The organism is Vibrio chagasii (genome assembly GCF_024347355.1).
GTDB lineage: Bacteria > Pseudomonadota > Gammaproteobacteria > Enterobacterales > Vibrionaceae > Vibrio > Vibrio chagasii.
This window is the reverse complement of record NZ_AP025466.1, coordinates 1489299-1507965: the sequence shown is the minus strand read 5'-3', so window position 1 is coordinate 1507965 and position 18667 is coordinate 1489299. Positions and strand designations below refer to the sequence as shown.

General features: G+C 44.9%; 14 protein-coding genes. 6 read left to right on the top strand and 8 right to left on the bottom strand.

Features of this window, described 5'->3' with window-relative positions; translation table 11 throughout:
• Nucleotides 1-10 precede the first annotated feature (10 nt).
• The 5 genes from OCV52_RS22455 to OCV52_RS22435 are packed head-to-tail and all read left to right on the top strand — an operon-like array spanning nt 11 to nt 5947.
• On the top strand, nt 11-937 hold the full coding sequence (locus OCV52_RS22455) for a DUF58 domain-containing protein (RefSeq protein ID WP_063525344.1): 927 nt from the start codon (nt 11-13) through the stop codon (nt 935-937).
• A complete protein-coding gene (locus OCV52_RS22450; protein WP_137406236.1) occupies nt 934-1419 on the top strand; it encodes a DUF4381 domain-containing protein in 486 nt (161 codons plus the stop codon). The genes OCV52_RS22455 and OCV52_RS22450 overlap by 4 nt, the downstream gene beginning before the upstream one ends.
• Nucleotides 1412-2404, top strand: coding sequence for a vWA domain-containing protein (locus OCV52_RS22445; RefSeq protein ID WP_137406235.1), 993 nt, complete (start codon nt 1412-1414; stop codon nt 2402-2404). The genes OCV52_RS22450 and OCV52_RS22445 overlap by 8 nt, the downstream gene beginning before the upstream one ends.
• Nucleotides 2397-4265 carry a VWA domain-containing protein gene (locus OCV52_RS22440; protein WP_137406234.1) on the top strand — a complete coding sequence of 623 codons (1869 nt, stop codon included), beginning with the start codon at nt 2397-2399 and terminating at the stop codon, nt 4263-4265. The genes OCV52_RS22445 and OCV52_RS22440 overlap by 8 nt, the downstream gene beginning before the upstream one ends.
• A 2-nt stretch (nt 4266-4267) precedes the next feature.
• A complete protein-coding gene (locus tag OCV52_RS22435; protein ID WP_137406233.1) occupies nt 4268-5947 on the top strand; it encodes a BatD family protein in 1680 nt (559 codons plus the stop codon).
• A gap of 69 nt (nt 5948-6016) precedes the next feature.
• Here the strand turns inward: OCV52_RS22435 and OCV52_RS22430 are convergent, their stop codons facing one another.
• From OCV52_RS22430 to OCV52_RS22410, 5 genes are all read right to left on the bottom strand, one after another.
• On the bottom strand, nt 6017-8161 hold the full coding sequence (locus OCV52_RS22430; protein WP_137406232.1) for a sensor domain-containing diguanylate cyclase: 2145 nt from the start codon (nt 8159-8161) through the stop codon (nt 6017-6019).
• Between the two features lie 336 nt (nt 8162-8497).
• Nucleotides 8498-9247 (bottom strand): phosphate ABC transporter ATP-binding protein PstB, encoded by a 750-nt coding sequence (gene pstB, locus OCV52_RS22425; protein ID WP_004737715.1) that lies wholly within the window; start codon nt 9245-9247, stop codon nt 8498-8500.
• 93 nt (nt 9248-9340) lie between these two features.
• On the bottom strand, nt 9341-10204 hold the full coding sequence (pstA, locus tag OCV52_RS22420) for a phosphate ABC transporter permease PstA (RefSeq protein WP_032498030.1): 864 nt from the start codon (nt 10202-10204) through the stop codon (nt 9341-9343).
• 15 nt (nt 10205-10219) lie between these two features.
• On the bottom strand, nt 10220-11149 hold the full coding sequence (gene pstC, locus OCV52_RS22415; protein WP_008215818.1) for a phosphate ABC transporter permease subunit PstC: 930 nt from the start codon (nt 11147-11149) through the stop codon (nt 10220-10222).
• A gap of 112 nt (nt 11150-11261) precedes the next feature.
• Nucleotides 11262-12083, bottom strand: a complete 822-nt coding sequence (locus OCV52_RS22410; RefSeq protein ID WP_137406231.1) for a phosphate ABC transporter substrate-binding protein — start codon at nt 12081-12083, stop codon at nt 11262-11264.
• 468 nt (nt 12084-12551) lie between these two features.
• Between OCV52_RS22410 and OCV52_RS22405 the strand changes: the two genes are divergently transcribed.
• A complete protein-coding gene (locus OCV52_RS22405) occupies nt 12552-14195 on the top strand; it encodes a methyl-accepting chemotaxis protein (protein WP_137406230.1) in 1644 nt (547 codons plus the stop codon).
• 89 nt (nt 14196-14284) lie between these two features.
• Here the strand turns inward: OCV52_RS22405 and OCV52_RS22400 are convergent, their stop codons facing one another.
• The 3 genes from OCV52_RS22400 to OCV52_RS22390 are packed head-to-tail and all read right to left on the bottom strand — an operon-like array spanning nt 14285 to nt 18664.
• Nucleotides 14285-14842: an Lcl C-terminal domain-containing protein gene (locus OCV52_RS22400; protein WP_137406229.1), complete on the bottom strand. Its 558-nt coding sequence runs from the start codon at nt 14840-14842 to the stop codon at nt 14285-14287.
• 2 nt (nt 14843-14844) lie between these two features.
• Entirely contained in the window at nt 14845-16332 is a 1488-nt protein-coding gene (locus OCV52_RS22395) for an Lcl domain-containing protein (protein WP_137406228.1), read from the bottom strand.
• Nucleotides 16333-16336: 4 nt separating this feature from the next.
• On the bottom strand, nt 16337-18664 hold the full coding sequence (locus OCV52_RS22390; RefSeq protein ID WP_137406227.1) for a proprotein convertase P-domain-containing protein: 2328 nt from the start codon (nt 18662-18664) through the stop codon (nt 16337-16339).
• Between the last annotated feature and the right edge of the window lie 3 nt (nt 18665-18667).

Below are 18667 nucleotides of genomic sequence, written 5' to 3'. Positions count from 1 at the left end.
GGACACGCGCATGAATAATTTATTACCGAACCACAGTGACGGCGTGATGCTGAACTTGGACGAACTACTGCAGTACAAAGCGCAGTCTGTTCGATGGTTGCCTCCAGCGAAAAGCCTCTGGTCACAGCTTAATGGTCAACACGAAAGTAACCGCAAAGGTCGTGGGATGAATTTCTCAGAAGTTCGTCAATATCAAGCGGGTGATGACATACGCAGCATTGACTGGAGAGTAACCGCAAGAACAGGCAAAGCGCATACTAAGTTGTTCTCTGAAGAGAGAGAGCAGCCTGTCATCTTGTACTTAGATTTATCAAGCAGCATGATTTTCGGCTCAACCTTATTGCTGAAATCGGTTCAACTTGCGCACTTTGCTAGTCAGTTGTGTTGGTTAACCGTCGCTCAAAAAGACCGAATTGGTGCAGTCATCGATACCGGTAAAGAGATCATAGAAATCAAACCGAGTGGCAGTAACCATGCTCCTTTGCGTATTTTGCAAAAAGTCATAGAAATCAATAATTCAGCGCTAACCAATGACGATAATCGTTGCGATACTACCTTAGAGCATGGATTGAAGTCTCTTCATCAACTTTGCCCAAAAGGAAGCGATATTATCCTCCTCAGTGACTTTGTACGTTACCAAGAAAGTGATTACTCACTTGTTAGTCAAATACGCCGACACAACAGAGTACGCCTGGTACATTTTTATGACCCGCTTGAGCAAGGTCAAACAGCCTATAAAGGCTCAAAACAAGTCACCGATGGCAGTAAAACGCAGTGGTTTAACTTCTCCTCCAACAAAGAGAAGCAAAAGCTCAACCACGCGTTCTCCCTAAAAAAGCAGCAGCTACAAGAGTTGAGTTTATCTCTTGCGATACCCTATAGCTCGTTGTCGAGTGCACAGCCATTGATGAGTCAGATATCAGGAGCTCAGTCATGAAGCAGCCCTTAGATTTAAGCCCTGTGATTACACCAGATGCGCCAACATGGTGGCCTCTGGCGTGGGGTTGGTGTGCAGTGATTATCACATTCATCATCCTGATTGCCTTCGTGTTTTATATTGCTAAGCGAAGAAAAAACAACCAACAGCCAAAGCAAGAAGCGCTGTCTTACTTCACAAATAGTCAGTCTTCAGATCGTTTATCTCCGAGCGAAGCGCAACGTATTCTTCGCCAAGCAGCATTAAGCTACTTCCCACGCGAAAAAGTGGCTGGCCTAGCAGGCGATGATTGGTTGAAGTTCTTAGATACGCAAATGAAAAAGCCGTTGTTTGTAGAGAAACAAGCTCAGTGGCGACAGTCACTCTATCAAGATACAACTTCGATGAATGACGAACAGCGTCAAAGCCAACAGCAATTGGTTGACGACTGCGAAACGTGGCTTCGTAAAGCCCTGCCCCCAAAGCGAGGTAGTCATGACTAACTTTCTAAGCGCTAACTGGTTAAATATCGAGTTCGTTTGGTGGTGGATGTTTTTCCTCGCACCACTGCCGTTTCTCATTTACATATTCTCACCTAAAGCAGAATCAAGCAGCGCTCTTAAGCTTCCATTTTTGCCAGAGGACAGCAATACCAAGACACCGAGTACTCGCTTACCAAAAGCGTTGTCAGTGCTTATTTGGCTACTGCTAGTCACGGCGAGCGCTCGTCCAGTTTGGTATGGCGAACCAGTTGAGTTTCAGCCGAAGCACCGCGATTTAATGTTGGTAGTTGACCTCTCTTATTCGATGAGCCAAAAGGACATGCAATTCAATGGCGAGTACATCGACCGCTTATCAGCAGTGAAACATGTGTTGAGTGACTTCATTGAACGTCGTAAAGGCGACCGAGTTGGTTTGGTGCTCTTTGCCGATCATGCCTACCTACAAACACCTTTGACTTTGGATAGAGACACTCTGTCACAGCAACTCAATCAAGCAGTCCTAAGACTGATAGGTAATCAAACCGCGATTGGTGACGGCATTGGACTGGCGACCAAGACCTTTGTTGATAGTGATGCGCCTCAACGTGTGATGGTACTACTCAGCGACGGCAGTAATACCGCTGGGGTATTAGACCCATTAGAGGCTGCAGATATTGCCAAGAAGTACAACGCAACTATCTACACTATCGGTGTTGGCGCAGGTGAAATGGTGGTTAAAGAGTTCTTCATGAGCCGTAAAGTAAACACCGCTCAAGATCTAGATGAACGCACGCTAATGGAAATTGCCAAACGCACTGGCGGTCAATACTTCCGAGCGCGTGACAGCAAAGAGCTGGCAACGATTTACGACACCATTAACCAGTTAGAACCCGTAACAAATGCCACCAAGATATGGCGACCACAACAAGAGTGGTTTGTATGGCCTTTGGCGGCTGCCATGTTCTTCGCATTTATGCTGTTAGCCATTAGGAGAAACAATGTCTAACTTTACTTTTATCTACCCATATTGGTTGTTGGCACTTGCTGCCCTGCCCGCTATTTGGTGGCTCAGCAAGAGACAATCAAAACAAGGGTTACTGGCGTCTCATATCGCGCGATATTTGGCTCCAGAATCAAGCAAGCCCTCTAAAAAACAGAGCACTTACTTTGGTATTTGGTGGTTGGTTGGTGTTATTGCGCTAGCCGGACCAAGCTTTCAAAACAATGAGCAGCCTAGCTTTGAAAAAACGCAGGCTCGAGTTGTGATGATGGATATGTCGATGTCGCTCTACGCTACCGACATAAAACCAAACCGTTTGACACAAGTACGATATAAAGCGCTCGATCTGCTCTCATTGTGGAAAGAGGGCTTAACCGGAATGGTGGCTTACGCTGGCGATGCTTATACCATTAGCCCGTTAACGTCAGACATCAATACGATTAAGAGCCAAGTACCGAACTTATCTCCAGATATCATGCCTTTCCAAGGTAGTAATGCCCCCGCAGCAGTTAAGCTTGCCATTGAGATGATGACTCGCGCGAAGATCTACCAAGGTGATTTGGTACTCATTGCCGATGACATCGATGACCAAGAAAAGAAAGAGATCGACTCGCTACTATCTGGTGGCAATTGGACGCTATCTATCTTGGCGGTGGGTAGTGAAAGTGGCGCACCAATCTCATTACCAAGTGGCTCGATGATGCAAACCGACTCAGGACAGACGGTAGTTGCAAGAACCAACTTAAAGAACATGCGCGATCTGACACGCAGCTATGGTGGCACCTTTACTGAAGTTCAGTTTGATAATTCAGATGTCGAACACATCGCAAACTACCTCGACCGCATTGCAACAACGACGGAAGTGACCAAAACCAATAACTCACTTAACACCAGAGTCAACAATGGCTTTTGGCTACTGCCATTCCTATTGCTACCTGCGGTTGGGCTTTTCAGAAAAGGCGTTATTTGGTGCGGATTGGCTGCAGTCTTAACATTTAGCCAACCGAACACGGCGTTTGCAAGCCCATGGAAAACCGACGACCAAGTAGGTTATCAGTTTTATCAAGATGAAGATTTCCAGCAAGCTGCGGAACAATTCAAACAGCAAGAGTGGAAAGGCATCTCACAATACAAAGCGGGTGACTTCGAAGCGGCTGAGCAAACGCTACAAGGTTTGACTGACGAAAGTGCTCGCTACAACCTTGCGAATGCTCAAGCACAACAAGGCAAGTACGATCAAGCGATTGAAGAGTATCAACGTATTCTCCAAAACAACCCAGATCATGAGTATGCGAAGAACAACCTAGAAATCGTCAAACAAGCCCAGCAACAGCAACAGCAACAGCAAGATGATTCTGAATCCAAAGACCAAAAAGACCAAGACCAGCAGAATCAGCAAGGTCAGCAAGGTCAGCAAGGTCAGCAAGGTCAGCAAAATGATTCTTCGCAAGGCTCACAGGATCAACAGCAAAACTCTGCAGACAATGAAAACTTGCAGAGCAAAGCTGATAGCCAACCTCAAAGCACAAACCAAGAGCAAGCCAAAGACCAATCAAGTGCAAACGCAGACAAACAAGAGGGCGAGCAATCTAAGCAGCCAAGTACAGCAAACCAGTCTGAGGAAAAAGAGCAGGATAAGCCACAGCCTCAAAGTGCAAACGCACAGCAAGCTTCAGGCGAAAAAGGTGATAAAAATGCTCAACAAGCTGTAGCACAGGCCTCAGGGCAACCGCTATCGAGTGACCCGGATATGCGAAAGCTTGAGCAAGTAGAGAGTGCGCGTGACCCAAGCCAACTGCTTAAAGCGCAAATGATTTTACAAGCACAACAAAAAAGTGCTCCTAACAACCAGAACAAAAAGTGGTAACCATGCGATTTCTAAATAAGCCATTTTTATCCATAGCCCTAACACTGCTGTTGGGCGCTTTCTCGTCATTTTCAGCATTGGCTGCTAATGCCGTAGCAAGTGTTTCACAGAACAGTGTCACCAAAGATGAAGTATTCCTACTGAGAGTTACCACCGACGAGAAGGTCTCTTCTGATGCTCTAGATCTCACCGCGCTTCAGCAAGACTTCTATGTTGGCACACCAAGCTTTGGGTCATCGATGCGCATCATTAATGGTAGCCGTTCGGTGTCAAGCGAGTGGAACATCACCCTTGCTCCACTGCGCTTAGGCCAGGTACAGATCCCTAGTTTTGATATTGAAGGGGCTAAAACCAAGCCCATCACCATCAATGTGGCCGTTAATAAAGCGGCGCCGACTCAACACGATATGGCTGAGTTTCAACTTAACCTAAGTAAGAGCTCACTATACCCACAAGAGACCGCAGAGCTTGATGTAAAGCTGATCATTAAAGCGGATCCAAGAAGGCTTCAAGATCCGATAATCGCGCCACCGAGCTCTTCAGGCTTAGATGTGGAACCTATTGGGGAATCGAAGCAATTTCAAGACGTTCTCAATGGAAAGGAGGTGACGGTAGTTCAACAGTCATTCCGTATCTCATCGCAAAAAGCAGGTCAATTTAAGCTGAACGGGCCGAAGCTAACAGGAGCCGTCATCTACTCAACCAACAACTCTAGTACAACACGTTTGTTCCAACTCGACACACCCGTTGAAACCTTAGATGTCACCGTAAAGGATGTGCCAAAAGGCTACAAGGGTGAGTGGTTACCAACATCAAACTTCAAATTGATACAGCAATGGTCTGATAGCCAAGGTAACGAATTAACCGGTAACAAAGGATTAGAAGGCGATAAGCAAGCCATCGAAATGGAAGCGGGTGATTCGTTAACTCGTACTATTACCATGACGGCGAGTAACTTAACGCAGCACCAACTACCAAAACTGAATATCACCTACCCTAAATCGGTTCGTGTTTATGAAGAAAAGCCACAATTTGGTACCACAAAGTCCGGCGATGCAGTTGTAGTGTACAAACAGGTTCTAATCCCAAAAGAAGCAGGAAACATCTCGCTTCCTGACGTTTCCCAAGCTTGGTTCAATACTGATGCTCAATCAGAACAAACCAGTAAAGCTCTGGGCCTAGAGCTAGCAGTAACAGCAAGTGATCGCGTTGTATCAAGCGCACCTTCAGTTGCTAGCGCACCGCTCCAGCAAGCATCGCCAACGGTGATTAATGTCGATAACCCTGGTTTCTGGCCTTATCTCACCGCCCTATTCGCTGCTTTATGGTTGATTAGCTCTGCGATGGCCTTCTACTTCTGGTCACGCCGCGGTGTAACGACAAAACCAACACACACTGTTGAACGTCAATCAGATACCGCAGAAGCGCTTATTGAAGCGCTAAGAACGAAAGATGGCGTGCTGACCAGAACCTTATTTGAGCGATGGAAATCTGAAAATTCAGATCTAAGTAATGAGGCATTGCAAACCCTTGAAGCCGAACTCACCAAGCTAAACCAAAGCCTTTACGGTGAAGCCGGTTCATCAGCCCAAACATGGAGTCCTGATCTGGCAATCAAAACGGTGAAGAAGCCCAAGAGAGTCGCGAGTAAAAAGCATAATAGCTCGTTAGAAAAGCTTTAGTCGACACTGCTCATCAAGAACAGTCAAGCACAAAGGCCGTTGATCATATGAAGATCAACGGCCTTTGTTTTAAGAAAGAGAGGCTGTGACTTTTTTACGTTTTAATGCAGAAACAATTCGATTTCGCCCCGAATCTTTGGCTTGATACAAGGCTTTATCTGCCTTGCCATACAACAAATCAAAATCGAACTGATGCTGGTCAGACGTTATCGAGGCATAGCCAACGGATGCCGTTAAATATGGGCTGGTACTACTTTCACAATGCAGGATTTTTGCCTCTTCAATGCATTTCCTAATCGACTCTGCACGTTGCTTTGTCTCTGAGTGATTCGTGCCAATCATCAACAACATAAACTCCTCTCCGCCAATCCGACAGAAGGTTTCTTTATCATTGTGAACATGGGCATTCAGTATCTCACCTACTGTCCTCAGAGCCGCATCCCCTTCAGTATGACCGTAGACACTGTTGTACAAACCAAAATGATCAAGGTCGACAAGAATCAACCCAAATGTAATTTCGTTCTGTGAGGCAAACGCACCTTGATCGTTGCAATTCAAGTCTTCTAAAACCTGCGACAACATACGGCGATTTCCAAGGCGTGTCAGAGGGTCGAGTTTAGAAATGATATCCAATTGTTCATTCGCCAACTCTAGCTCTTGGGTACGCTTACTGACTTCTTGCTCCAGTGTTTCATTGAGTTTTTTCAGCTCTTCTTGAGCCATGGTTCTTTGCAGCACCTCAGCAAGGCTTGAAGCAAAGATACGTATGACCTCTCGAAGCTGTGAGGTTAGCGGGCTACGAGTTAGCAAGTTGTCGGCAGCGATAAACGCAATTGGCTCACCCGTGTTTGTGGTGAGCATAGTCATGGCCGTCCAACCAACCCCGACAATATTGAAATCGTGATAAATCGGGACCGACTCTTCGAACGCGACTTGATTCGGACAAGCACGTGCTGCCGCGACAATGTCACGCTCCACCAGCTCAGAGCGATAATAAGACTCATCGACAATATCGCCTTTGATGTCGGTACCCCACGTACCCTGCATGTAGCTGCATTCTTTGTCCGTCAGGAAAACCGCCAGCCGATCGATACCTAGATGTTGAATCGCAAAACTAACAGCAGACTTACAGACTTCACTGACGCTATCGCATCGAGACAGCTCAACCATACTCGAGTGCAACATACGTATGTTCTGCTCTTGGCGCTTGCGAATGTAGATCTGAGAAAGCAGAGAGCCAAAAGACTCAAGCATCTGCTTTTGATAGTTAGTAATCGGTGAGCGATGAATGTAGTTATCCATGGCGATCCAACCAACTGGCTTGTCCCCTTCACGCAAGATAAGCATGCCATTCCACCCCTGCCCAACCACCTTACCTTCTGTATACAGGGGCGCATTATCGATGATGACTAGATTAGTATGGTTATCAGACAGCGCTTCAATGTATTCCGCTTCAAGTTGATGCAAATCGTATTGAGTGTGGTGTTCACTGTTGGTTTTACCCGCTTCGTCAGTGCCATAAGTGCCACTGAAGCAACGCTTTTTCATATCAAGCAACATGAAGATCGCACGATCAAATCCTAGCCTGTCTCGCACAGCCTCAACCGAGGCTTTATACAACGCATCGAGTGATTCGGGATTGGAAAGCTCAAGCGCGACCTGATGGACCAGCTTCATGTTCTCTACAAACAGTTCACGTAGCTTTATCTCGTCTAAATATTGAGCTTCACGTGTGTCTCTGTGTTTGATTTCAAGCGCAGCGTTCTTCTCTGCGCGAATGCACTGCCAACGGGCTGCGGCTAACTGAAGTACATCAAGGTCTTGAGCAAAAGTCTGGTTGATCTGCTCTGTACAGCAATTTTGAACAATTAAATAAGTTCTGGAGGCAGGCGCATTGTCGAGCATCATGATGAATGACTCACCACCAAGTACCTTCATGTGTTCCCACTTACAGGTGTTGATAGCCATTGGCAAAACCCCGTCCGCGGTATCGAACTGAGCAACCCAAGGCCAAAATGTAGCGGGATAGTTCGCTAATGAGGTGAGTTCGCCGTAAGAGAATAGTGGTAATGCGTCGCTCTCTGGCGTTGGCTCAGCAAATATGCCAATCCCTTTGGGGGCTAACACCTTAACCAGATAGTCAAAAAGAGACTCAGCCAACAGACGATGGTCGCGTGTCGCAGATATTTGTTTTGCAAAGGCTTTAACAGGCACAGCTTCCTTCCATTGGCGATTAAGAATAAAGCAAAAATACAGAAGCCTTGATATGCAATCAATGTAAGTAAAAATGAGATGTTAAGCGGGTCGCAGTTTCACCTTTAACATTATCACAAGCATGAGAAGGACGACAAAAATGGGATTCTCTGCCCAAAATCACATCGACATTGGGGCTTTTTTAGACACATAAAAAAGCCCCACCTAAAGTGGGGCAAAACTTCCATCGCTTATAGTTATAGTGATAATTCTGTTGTTCTATTCGATTATCTAACCTGCGTTTCAGTTAGTGTGTAAAGGTATCTAATCGCTTAAATACCACACGTAAATCGTCGATTAACCAAAGTCACCGTTTACGTAACCTTTAGTACGATCATCTTTTGGTTCACTGAAGATAACACTGGTTTCGTTATGCTCTACAAGCTCTCCCATTAAGAAGAAAGCCGTGCGGTCTGAGATACGACGCGCTTGCTGCATTGAGTGCGTTACGATAACGATAGTGAAGTCTTTCTTCAGATCTTCCATCAATTCTTCAATCTTGTGTGTCGCGATTGGATCTAGAGCCGATGTTGGTTCATCCATCAGGATTACATCTGGTTCCATTGCAATGGTACGTGCGATACATAGACGCTGTTGTTGACCACCAGACAGACCAAATGCATGCGCTTTTAGACGGTCTTTTACTTCATCCCACAGTGCAGCACTGCGTAGCGAGCGCTCAACCACTTCATCGATGTGTTTTTTGTCTTTGATACCTTGAGCACGTAGGCCGTATGCCACGTTCTCGTAGATGCTCATTGGGAACGGGTTTGGCTTTTGGAATACCATGCCTACGCGGATACGTAGGTCAGCGACATCGATATTGCCGTAGATGTCCGTGCCATCCATATCCAGCTTACCTTTGATAGTAACGCCTTCAATTAGGTCATTCATGCGGTTCAAACAACGCAATAGTGTTGATTTACCACAGCCAGATGGGCCAATCAGAGCAGTCACCTGACGAGTTGGAATTGGCAGGTTGATAGATTTAAGCGCTTGGTTGTCGCCGTAAAACAGATCTAGGTTCTCAATATCAAATTTGTTCATGTTCGTAATCTCTAAATTCTTAAATTCGTGTCTAACTTGATGCTTTCTTTATCACGGGGGCTCTCTTTATTGTTGAGCCAGTAGCTAGTGAGCTTAGTAAGTTGCCGTGTTGAAGCGTCTTGCAATCAGTTTTGTAACCATGTTGATCAAGAGAACCAATACGATTAGGACTGTCGCCGTGCCGTAGGCTTGGTTCCACTCATCGATAGTAAATAGCTCTGTTGTCAGCTTATATAAGTGAACCGTTAGTGTACGGCCAGAATCGAATACCGACTCAGGAACACGTGCCACCATACCTGCTGTTAAGAACACAGGCGCTGATTCACCAATTACACGACCAATACTAAGAATGACCGAAGTTAAGATACCTGGCATTGCGCTTGGTAAGATCAAACGCCAGATAGTGTAGATTTTTGAAGCGCCAAGGCCGTATGAGCCTTCACGGTAAGTTTGTGGTACTGCCATCAATGCTTCTTCTGTAGTACGAATGATTACAGGAAGAATCAAGATACTTAGCGTTAGTGCACCCGACAGAATCGAGAAGCCAAGACCAAGAATCGATACAAAGAAGGTCATACCGAATAGACCGAAGATAATCGACGGAATACCCGCTAGAGACTCAGTACAGAATCGAATCGCTTTAACCAGTCGGCTACCCACTTTCGCATATTCAGTTAGGTAGATTGCCGTCATGATGCCCAGTGGTGCTGCAACGGCAATCGATGCAATTACCATGTAGATCGTAGCGATGATCATTGGGAAAATACCACGTTCTTCACCAGTACGAGTGTAATCGTCAGTGATGAAGTTCCAATCTACGTATTGCAGACCGTTCGATAGGATGTACCAAATAATCCAGAATAAGAAACCAACAGTGACTGCTGCTGCCGCCCAGATAAAACCCTTTAAGATGTTATCTTTAGTTTGACGGGCTTGTTTTAGTTTTACGAGATCCATATTACTCATCCCCGCTTACTTCGATTTTTCACGGTTAAGATAAAGTAGAGCACCATTTAACATCATGATGAACACTAGAAGTACAACACCGGTTGCGTAGAGTGCATTTGCGTGAACGCCACTTGCGTAAGACATCTCAATCGCAATGTTCGCTGTTAGTGTACGAGCCGAGTCCAAAATACCTTCTGGCATTGCTGGAGCGTTACCCATCACCATGATGATTGCCATGGTTTCACCAAGTGCACGACCGATACCTAGAATCACACCAGTCATAATGCCTGAACGAGCGGCCGGAACGAGCAGCTTAAAAATCGTGTAGATTTTAGAAGCACCCAATGCAAGTGAACCTTCCTTATAGGTGCGTGGCACTGCACGAATCGAAGTTTCAGAAACCGTAATAACGGTAGGAAGAATCATGATACCCAGAACGATGATACCTGCCAGGATGGTGTTACCCGCTGGTACAGAGAAGATGTTCTGAATCATTGGAACGATAATTACCAGACCAAAGAAGCCGTAAACTACCGACGGGATACCCGCTAGAAGTTCAACTGCTGGTCGAATAATATCTGCAAGACGCTTAGGAGCAATCTCAGCAATAAAAATAGCGGTTAGTACACCTACTGGAACACCAACAACTACAGCGCCTAGTGTCGACACAATCGATGCAACAATCATGGTTGCAACACCGAATAGAGCTGGAGGTAACCAGTCAACACCCAAAACGATGCCAGAAACACCGGCTTCTTGGAATGCAGGGATACTCTCTGCAACGATAAAGTAAGCGATAACGGCTAGTGATACGATGCCGATTACAGCACTCGATAAGAACAAGCCGTGGAAGATTCTTTCTCTCCAGTCAACGCGCTTCTTGGTGCGCAGACTCGGCTTATTGATTTGAGTCGCTTCAGTATTCATAAGCTTTTCACTATTTGCGATGGTCATATATAAAATCTCAAACTTTGTGGCTCAAAAAGAGCTCGAAATAACCAAAGTTGAAAGAAAAGGCTCAGCCTAAAGTCAGGCTGAGCAATAATTTAAAGTGAGTCAGTTAAGATTAGTTAACTGTGATGTAGCCTTTCTTACCAGCGATAGCTTGAGCTTCGCCTGCAACCATCCAGTCTAGGAACTGTTGAGTTTCAGCTGTTGGAGCGCCAGACTTGTAAAGTACTAGGAAAGGACGAGCAACTTTGTAAGAACCGTTCTTAACGTTATCTACAGTCGCTTCAGCGCCGTCGATAGTTAGAGCTTGAACAGATTCGTCAACTGTACCTAGAGAGATAAAGCCGATTGCGTATGGGTTGCTTGCTACAGAAACTTTAAGTGCGCCGTTACCGTTAGCAACTTGTGCACGTTGAGAGATAGCCGATACTTTCTTATCGCCGATCTTCTTCTTAAGCTTCATGATGTCTTCGAATGCACCACGTGTACCAGATGCAGTATCACGAGTGATTGCTACGATTGGCTTGTCTGCACCACCAACATCTTTCCAGTTAGTGATGTCGCCTTTGTAGATTGAAGTGATTTGCTCAGCAGTCAGAGCAGATACTTCGTTATTTGGGTTTACAACAACTGCGATACCGTCACGAGCGATAACTAGCTCTTTCAGGTCAGCAGATTTCTCTTCTTCTTTAAGGTCACGAGAAGAGATACCTAGGTCAGCACTTCCATTTTTTGCTGCTTTGATGCCTGCAGAAGAACCTGGTGCTTGAATTTCGATGAACACTGGTTCGCCTTTATTCATGTAGGTTTCTGCAAAAACTTCAACCAGTGGAGAAGCACTGTTAGAGCCAACTACAGAGATAGTTTCTTTAGCTGAAGCTGTATTCACTGTTAGAGCGCCTAGAAGTGCGATTGCACCGATAACTGTCTTTTTCATCACAAATTTCCTTTAGTGGCGTTATTGCCGTAATGTTGTGTTTGCTTGAACGGTGCCCACTTTAGAATCCGAATGTGACAGTTGTGTTTCACTAAATTGAAGCCTATATGACAACTGCAATTTATTTTCTTGTTCTCTCCTTATTAGATGCATTCAAAGTAATACATTACCTTGTTCTATAAGCACTAAGTATTTATTCCAACCAAATTAAAACAACCTGCGCAATTAACCATCACTGCTGTTCGTTACGTAGAACATGTCTAGATCTCCTCTTATTAGCCTTACCTTTATAAAGGTCAAGAGGCTTAATTGAACGATTAATAATCATTACCTATCAAATACCTATCACATATATCCAAATTGAATCTATTACTGATTGAATTGTCATTCTCAGAAGTTAGAATCACCCACTAATAACAATAATAACAATTGCTTCTGCTCATTTATTTATTCAAAGAGGGACATTACATGCGCCAACTTCTCAGTGGCTTATCTATAAAAATACAAATACTAATTCCTGTACTCTTTTCCGTCTTATTGCTTTTTACGGGGGTTATTATCGGTGGTGACAAACTAGAAAATGCCTTTAAAGAGGTATCTATCGCAACAGACCAGTTGATACTACATAAAGAAGAACTCAGCGAAATCGTCGACAACAGCTACGGTATGCGCATCAAAGCGATCTACAGCTTGTTCAATGCAGATGATGTGAAACCCTTGGTTCAAACTCTTAATGAAAAGCGCGACCTGAACACTCGTCTACTGAACTCCTTAAACACTGTGCCGGGGATGCAAGACGAAGTAGCAGCGATGAGTAAGGCGATGAATCATTATGTCGACTTTTCTCGTACAACAATGCTTCCTCTATTAAAGGCAAAACATGGTAATTCAGCTCTGTCTTCTGACTTCGATGCACGTTACCAAGTGGCCATTGACCAATACCGTCATGCTGGCAACGAGATGGTACAAGCCATCAATACCCTATCTAAAAAGCTCAACTTACTTGCAACGAAAGAAGTGGACATCAATGGTCAGCAACATACCAATACACTTGATACGGCGACGGTAGCAGTGCTAGTTATCCTTTCAGTCGCACTAGGCATCAGTTGGGTACTCGCAAGCATCATTGTTAAACCAATAAGCAATATTCAGGCAACTATGCGCGAAGTCGCAAATGGTAACTTGCTAGTAAAAGCAGAAGAGTACGGCGACAACGAAATCTCTCGCTTAGCAAAAGACGTAAACCAATCGGTAGACCAACTGCGTGACACCGTAAGTTCACTTTCTCGAATCAGTATTGAAGTCGCTTCTGCATCCACAGAGCTGGCTGCAGTAATGACGCAATCAAGCGTGAACTCAGATCAAGAGAAGCAAGAAGTTGAGCAAGTTGCTTCTGCAGTAAATCAATTGGAGAGCACAGCTTCTCACGTTAACGAAAATGCAGTTCAAGCAGATTCGGCATCTAAGCAAGCCGACGAAATGGCAACGCACAGCATGAGTTTGTTTAACGAAAGCAACAAAGCCAATGAGCAAATGGCTATTCAGCTTAGTGAAGCAGCGAATGTTGTGGGAACACTGAAAGAGCACTCAGAACAGATAGGCAAAGTGATTGAGGTGATTCAAAGCATCTCTGAACAGACCAACCTACTTGCGCTGAATGCAGCTATTGAAGCGGCGCGTGCTGGAGAAAGTGGTCGTGGTTTCGCTGTGGTTGCCGATGAGGTTCGAATGCTAGCGGCACGTACTCAAGACTCAACCAAAGAGATACAAACCATTATCGAAGGTTTGCAGGTTCAATCTGGCAATGCGAACGAGAGCATGAGCAGCTCACTGGCGATGCTAGAGCACAACCAAACACTTGCAGCTGAAGTAAGCGAGGCTCTTTCTGGTATTGCCAACTCAGTAACGGACATGACGGAAATTAACACTCAGGTAGCCTCGGCAGCGGAAGAACAAAGCCAAGTGACGTCAGACATCAACCGCAATATCTCCAACATCTACAGCTTAGTAAGCCAGAACGTAACCGGGATTACTCAAGCTGCTGCTGCAAGCCATGAGCTATCGAACCTTGCAGAGCAACAGAAACAGCAGTTGGGTTACTTCAAGGTGTAAGGTTTAAGACTGGAAGTAAAACATATCGTTCAAAACTAAAAAGGCCGTGGAAAACCACGGCCTTTGTTATTTACACAATAAGAGTTCGATCACTCGGCAACCAACAAAACGCTAAATTTATATTGTGCAGCGTTGTACTGATAAACCTCACCATTAATGGAATCAAGCGTCATCACACTCTGTCCATTACCAGCAGGAGTGGAGCTCCATACATAAGCCGCTAAATTACCCGTCTCAAAATTAAACGTATCACCGAATACCTTAGTGCTCATTGCCGGAGAATGGCACGCCACTTCTTTTAAAGACACCAGCTCTTTGATGTTTGGCATACGCCACTCTTTTTGGCCACCGAAACGATGGAGAGCATGGCTACCACTTTCATCATTGATTGATTCAACCATAGCAAGCGCACTCTGCCAGTGGTAGGTTTCTACCTTTCCACTACATTCTAGTGCCTTCGGATCCCATGTTTTACCTAGTTGACAACGCATCCAAGTTAATCCTGTCAGCTCGTCACTAAAGGTTCCATTATCGTTCGCAATGTAACGTGTACTTGGTGCCGATTTCTCAATGTCTAGGCTGCACTCTTGTGCCATAGCACCCACAGAAAATAGGCCGATTAAAGCGATGGTAAGTACATTTTTCATTTCTATTTACCTTGTAGTGAAACTAAACGAGCAGGGAATTGATAAGAATCGTAGTTATCTGATGAATCCACATCACCAGAGTAGATCTCTAATGCACTTATGTAGCCTCGATCATCACCCAATGTACCTATCTCATTGTAATAAAAGCCCCCATCTACCGTCGTATTGCTGTATTGGTTAAAAATAATAGATTGATTCCAAACAGAACCGATCTCTGTATATTGGCCACCAATACTCTGATGAGGGAAGTATTTGTAAGTTAGGCCGTAAACTTTACCGTCGGCATTCTTTTCGGTCTCACCGAAGTCGAGCAAATTGTAAAACTCATGGAACGTCGGTAAACGCCAGTCAGATTTACCGCATAAGTTCAGTGCATTGATATGATCAACGTAATCTTGCGTGGTACATACCGCATCACCTTTTGTTTTACATGTCGCTAAATCCACATCCTGATCATAAGGCGTTACCACTCCTGGTAGTTCCAATGCGAACTGTCGATCTTTGTATTGAAGTGAGTTTTCATCGTCTGTTTTTGACTCCCAGATCAAGCCGCTACGTTGGTCCAAAACACAAGACCATTGCGTTGCATCATCACTTAATACCTGCCCATTAGAATCTAGCTTAGCGAACTGAAAACCATTGCCTGTATTAGTGTTTAACTCGGTTTTATCAAAGCCATACTCAGCGTCTTGCCCAGGAAAGGAACTCTGCACTTCTACCACATCTTGTGTGTCATCAATGTCTGAGAAATAACGAACCACGCCAGTGTCATTCAATGCCGTTGCAGCTTTTAGTTCACCTTCTAGGAAGTCAGCAAATGCCGCAACTTCATCATTGGAAAGCACTCCACTAACATAATCGGCTGCACTCTTATCAAATTTAGAACTCAACTGTGCCAGCATGAACGCGCGGTTCGAATGCTTGAACGCTTTAATCGTCGAGACAATATTTTGCTCCAAGCTCGCTAGTTCAGACGCAGACAGGTCGTCTTGAATATCACCAGAGATAGTGATGCCGCTTTTCGCGAGCTGCGCTTTTAACTTGTTATTAGCCTCAGCAACCGTCAACCCATCTGCAACATAACCAGCTAACAGTGAGCTAATACCATTGATTTCGTTGCCCGTAGTTTTTTGAAGACCAGGAGCTGCTATATAAGCATAAGATGAGGCAGAGCCACTGGCGCTATTCGCTGCAATCCCAGTATCAACTTGAGCTAATAGAGGAACTGATAAAATCGACTTCTTAATGCTAGTGATACTAAACTCGCCATTCGCGTTAGCTGTCGAACTTGGCTCACTACTATCACACATGTAGTTTTGGTTTATGTCCGCACAAACCTTACTTTGCAAATCGATATTTTGTGCTGTAATTGCACCTGACACTGTATAAGTTGGTGCTGAGGACGCGGATGTCGGGGTATCAGAACCGCCCGAGCCACCACAGCCAGCAAGAGCCAAAGAAATGGCCAAAATTGTCAATTGAGGTTTCATAGAGTTATCTTCTTGTTTTGTTTTTAAAGAGCCTTGTCGTCGAAGACAAGTAACGCGTAGCAAATGACCTGCCCAATGAGAGCAAAGACATAAATAGAATCAATACCGGTGAAACGGAACCGCCCGAAGAACCAGTGGCAACCGGCGGTTCTTTAGGTGAAGTCGCAGCCTCGCCACATTCGTATTTCGAAATAGTGCCCAAGCCCCACTTATTTAAATGTCCTGTTTCACCATTCACGTAATCGGCGATTTCCAAACGCCAAGAGCCGTTAATTGGCTCTCCCTTGAAAGGATCAAGAACAGGGTCATGTTTAAGTGTGAAATAACCGTCGAAGCCAGCAAATCGAGTGGATTTATGGTTCAGTAGGTCCACCCGAGTCCCCCTTGGGGAAATTAAAGTCACGACCAGGTCACTCAAACGCGGGTGATCGATATTTAAATACAGACCAAAGCTGTCATCAGCCAATTCGGCAGTTCCATTAAGGCTGAAGTTGAACGTTTTAAAACCGACAATAGGCTGGTTTGTAGAGCTAAGCCGACTATCAGGAAGATAGCTACTTACTTCTTTGATATCAGATGCCAAAACAGGCAAGCCATAAATCAATGTCGATTCTTGCTGCCAATTTTTTGATTTCAGCGTGTCACTGTATCGATAGTCAATGCTCGTATTCATTGTCACTGCTGAACCACAAACTTCTCCCGAAGGAAGTGCAGCTTCAATAGATAACTGGTTAACAGGATCGCTAACGAACGGTTGTTTCAACTTGGATATATTGATTTGACCATCAACTTGAGCGGTTCTGAGCGTTGGATAAAGCTCAATTGCTAATGGCTTACTTGGATCAACATAGCGGTTCGCTACCTCGACCTCAAATGGCTCAATCGCTAGCCCATGTACGTCAAATTTGTGCTTTAGTATTTCGGCATAGTCCCGGTTTGGATACATTTGCTGAGCGACAAACAAGGTGCTCTCAGCCAAATCATGCATTTTCAGCCCTCGACCTACCCCATACATCGACTCCAAGACAATTGAGTCAAACTCTTCAAATGCCACTTCACCATACTGCTCAACAGACGCTTTTAAAGCCTGGAAGAGTGGTGTTGACCATAGTTCATCACCCAACTCACCAGCGACACTTTCATGAGGACGGTACTCAGCTTGCCTAAAGTAGCGTGCTCTTTGGTTCCATAAACTGCGAGTGGTGTTTCTTACACCAAAATAACCATCCCAATTGAAGACGGTATCAATTTCGAATTCTTGACCTCGCGTTTGTGCATCTTGATATTGACTACGAAAACTAAAGCTCCCAGCCCAGTAATCTCCAAACCCTTCACCAATTGCACCTGTATGGCCATAAGCCCAATCTTTTACTATGTGGTAGTGAATGCCATGCCCAAGTTCGTGCAGGATTACATCACCATCGAGAGCATCAGGAGAGCCACCACCAATGCCAAATAACGTCGCTTTAGGACCATAGTAATAGGTCGAGTTGTCAGCAGATAAGCCTCTGCCATCAAACTCTAAAGGCGCATCAAATAGATCAAAACCCAAGTTACTGATGTAGCGTAAAGACTGGTCTAAATGAGCAAAAGCCATCAGCTGTGGAAAGCGCGTATCTTGCCAATCTATGCTTTGTAACTCATTCAAGTCAGCAAACTTTGTTATGCCTTCTGCGCTAAGAAAATTTGATGTGTCACGGTTAATTGCAGCACCTGAATCAGGGTCAATAGAATACAAAGCCGTTGCATCGACCTGCGATACGCGAGAGTTCGTAAGATAGATACCATCACCATGGTCCAAAACATCCACATCAGCTTGCACGTAATGTGGGGCGTTTGGATACTGATTGACATCGGTTAACAACCTCTCTGGTGGCGCAGCACGGTCCATGGTTCTTAGATCAGGGCTAAAGACATTCACCTGCGTTGAAACAACCTGTCCACTGCTCAAGCTAGGTGCTCTCTCAGCCTCTAACAGGCGAGGGACTTCCAATTCAGCAGCCGTTGTTGGTGCTCCGTTGAGCAGCACAGTATTTTCCAGACTTCTAAATACTCGTGAAACCTGGTCATCAAGATTGGTCGATAACACGACGGTTTTCTGTTGTTGATACTCTCCTCCAATCAACACATCGAAGTTGTAGTGATTCCCCAATTTAGAGTGCGTTTCATAGCGAAATCTAAGTACACCAACATCTGGGTAAGCTTGTTCTAAATAAGCTTTCGCTTCCTGTTGCGTTGTAACAACAGCATCATTAATTGGGTAATCCCACTCAGCAGCGTTGCTTATTGCTGAAACGAAACACAACGCAAGGTAAAGAGAACTCTTTTTCATATG

Coding starts and splice junctions, on each gene's coding strand:
- OCV52_RS22410 (WP_137406231.1), bottom strand. CDS start 12,083: ATGAAAAAGACAGTTATCGGTGCAATCGCACTTCTAGGCGCTCTAACA.
- OCV52_RS22440 (WP_137406234.1), top strand. CDS start 2,397: ATGTCTAACTTTACTTTTATCTACCCATATTGGTTGTTGGCACTTGCT.
- pstB (WP_004737715.1), bottom strand. CDS start 9,247: ATGAACAAATTTGATATTGAGAACCTAGATCTGTTTTACGGCGACAAC.
- OCV52_RS22390 (WP_137406227.1), bottom strand. CDS start 18,664: ATGAAAAAGAGTTCTCTTTACCTTGCGTTGTGTTTCGTTTCAGCAATA.
- pstC (WP_008215818.1), bottom strand. CDS start 11,149: ATGACCATCGCAAATAGTGAAAAGCTTATGAATACTGAAGCGACTCAA.
- OCV52_RS22455 (WP_063525344.1), top strand. CDS start 11: ATGAATAATTTATTACCGAACCACAGTGACGGCGTGATGCTGAACTTG.
- OCV52_RS22435 (WP_137406233.1), top strand. CDS start 4,268: ATGCGATTTCTAAATAAGCCATTTTTATCCATAGCCCTAACACTGCTG.
- OCV52_RS22395 (WP_137406228.1), bottom strand. CDS start 16,332: ATGAAACCTCAATTGACAATTTTGGCCATTTCTTTGGCTCTTGCTGGC.
- OCV52_RS22445 (WP_137406235.1), top strand. CDS start 1,412: ATGACTAACTTTCTAAGCGCTAACTGGTTAAATATCGAGTTCGTTTGG.
- OCV52_RS22405 (WP_137406230.1), top strand. CDS start 12,552: ATGCGCCAACTTCTCAGTGGCTTATCTATAAAAATACAAATACTAATT.
- OCV52_RS22400 (WP_137406229.1), bottom strand. CDS start 14,842: ATGAAAAATGTACTTACCATCGCTTTAATCGGCCTATTTTCTGTGGGT.
- pstA (WP_032498030.1), bottom strand. CDS start 10,204: ATGGATCTCGTAAAACTAAAACAAGCCCGTCAAACTAAAGATAACATC.
- OCV52_RS22450 (WP_137406236.1), top strand. CDS start 934: ATGAAGCAGCCCTTAGATTTAAGCCCTGTGATTACACCAGATGCGCCA.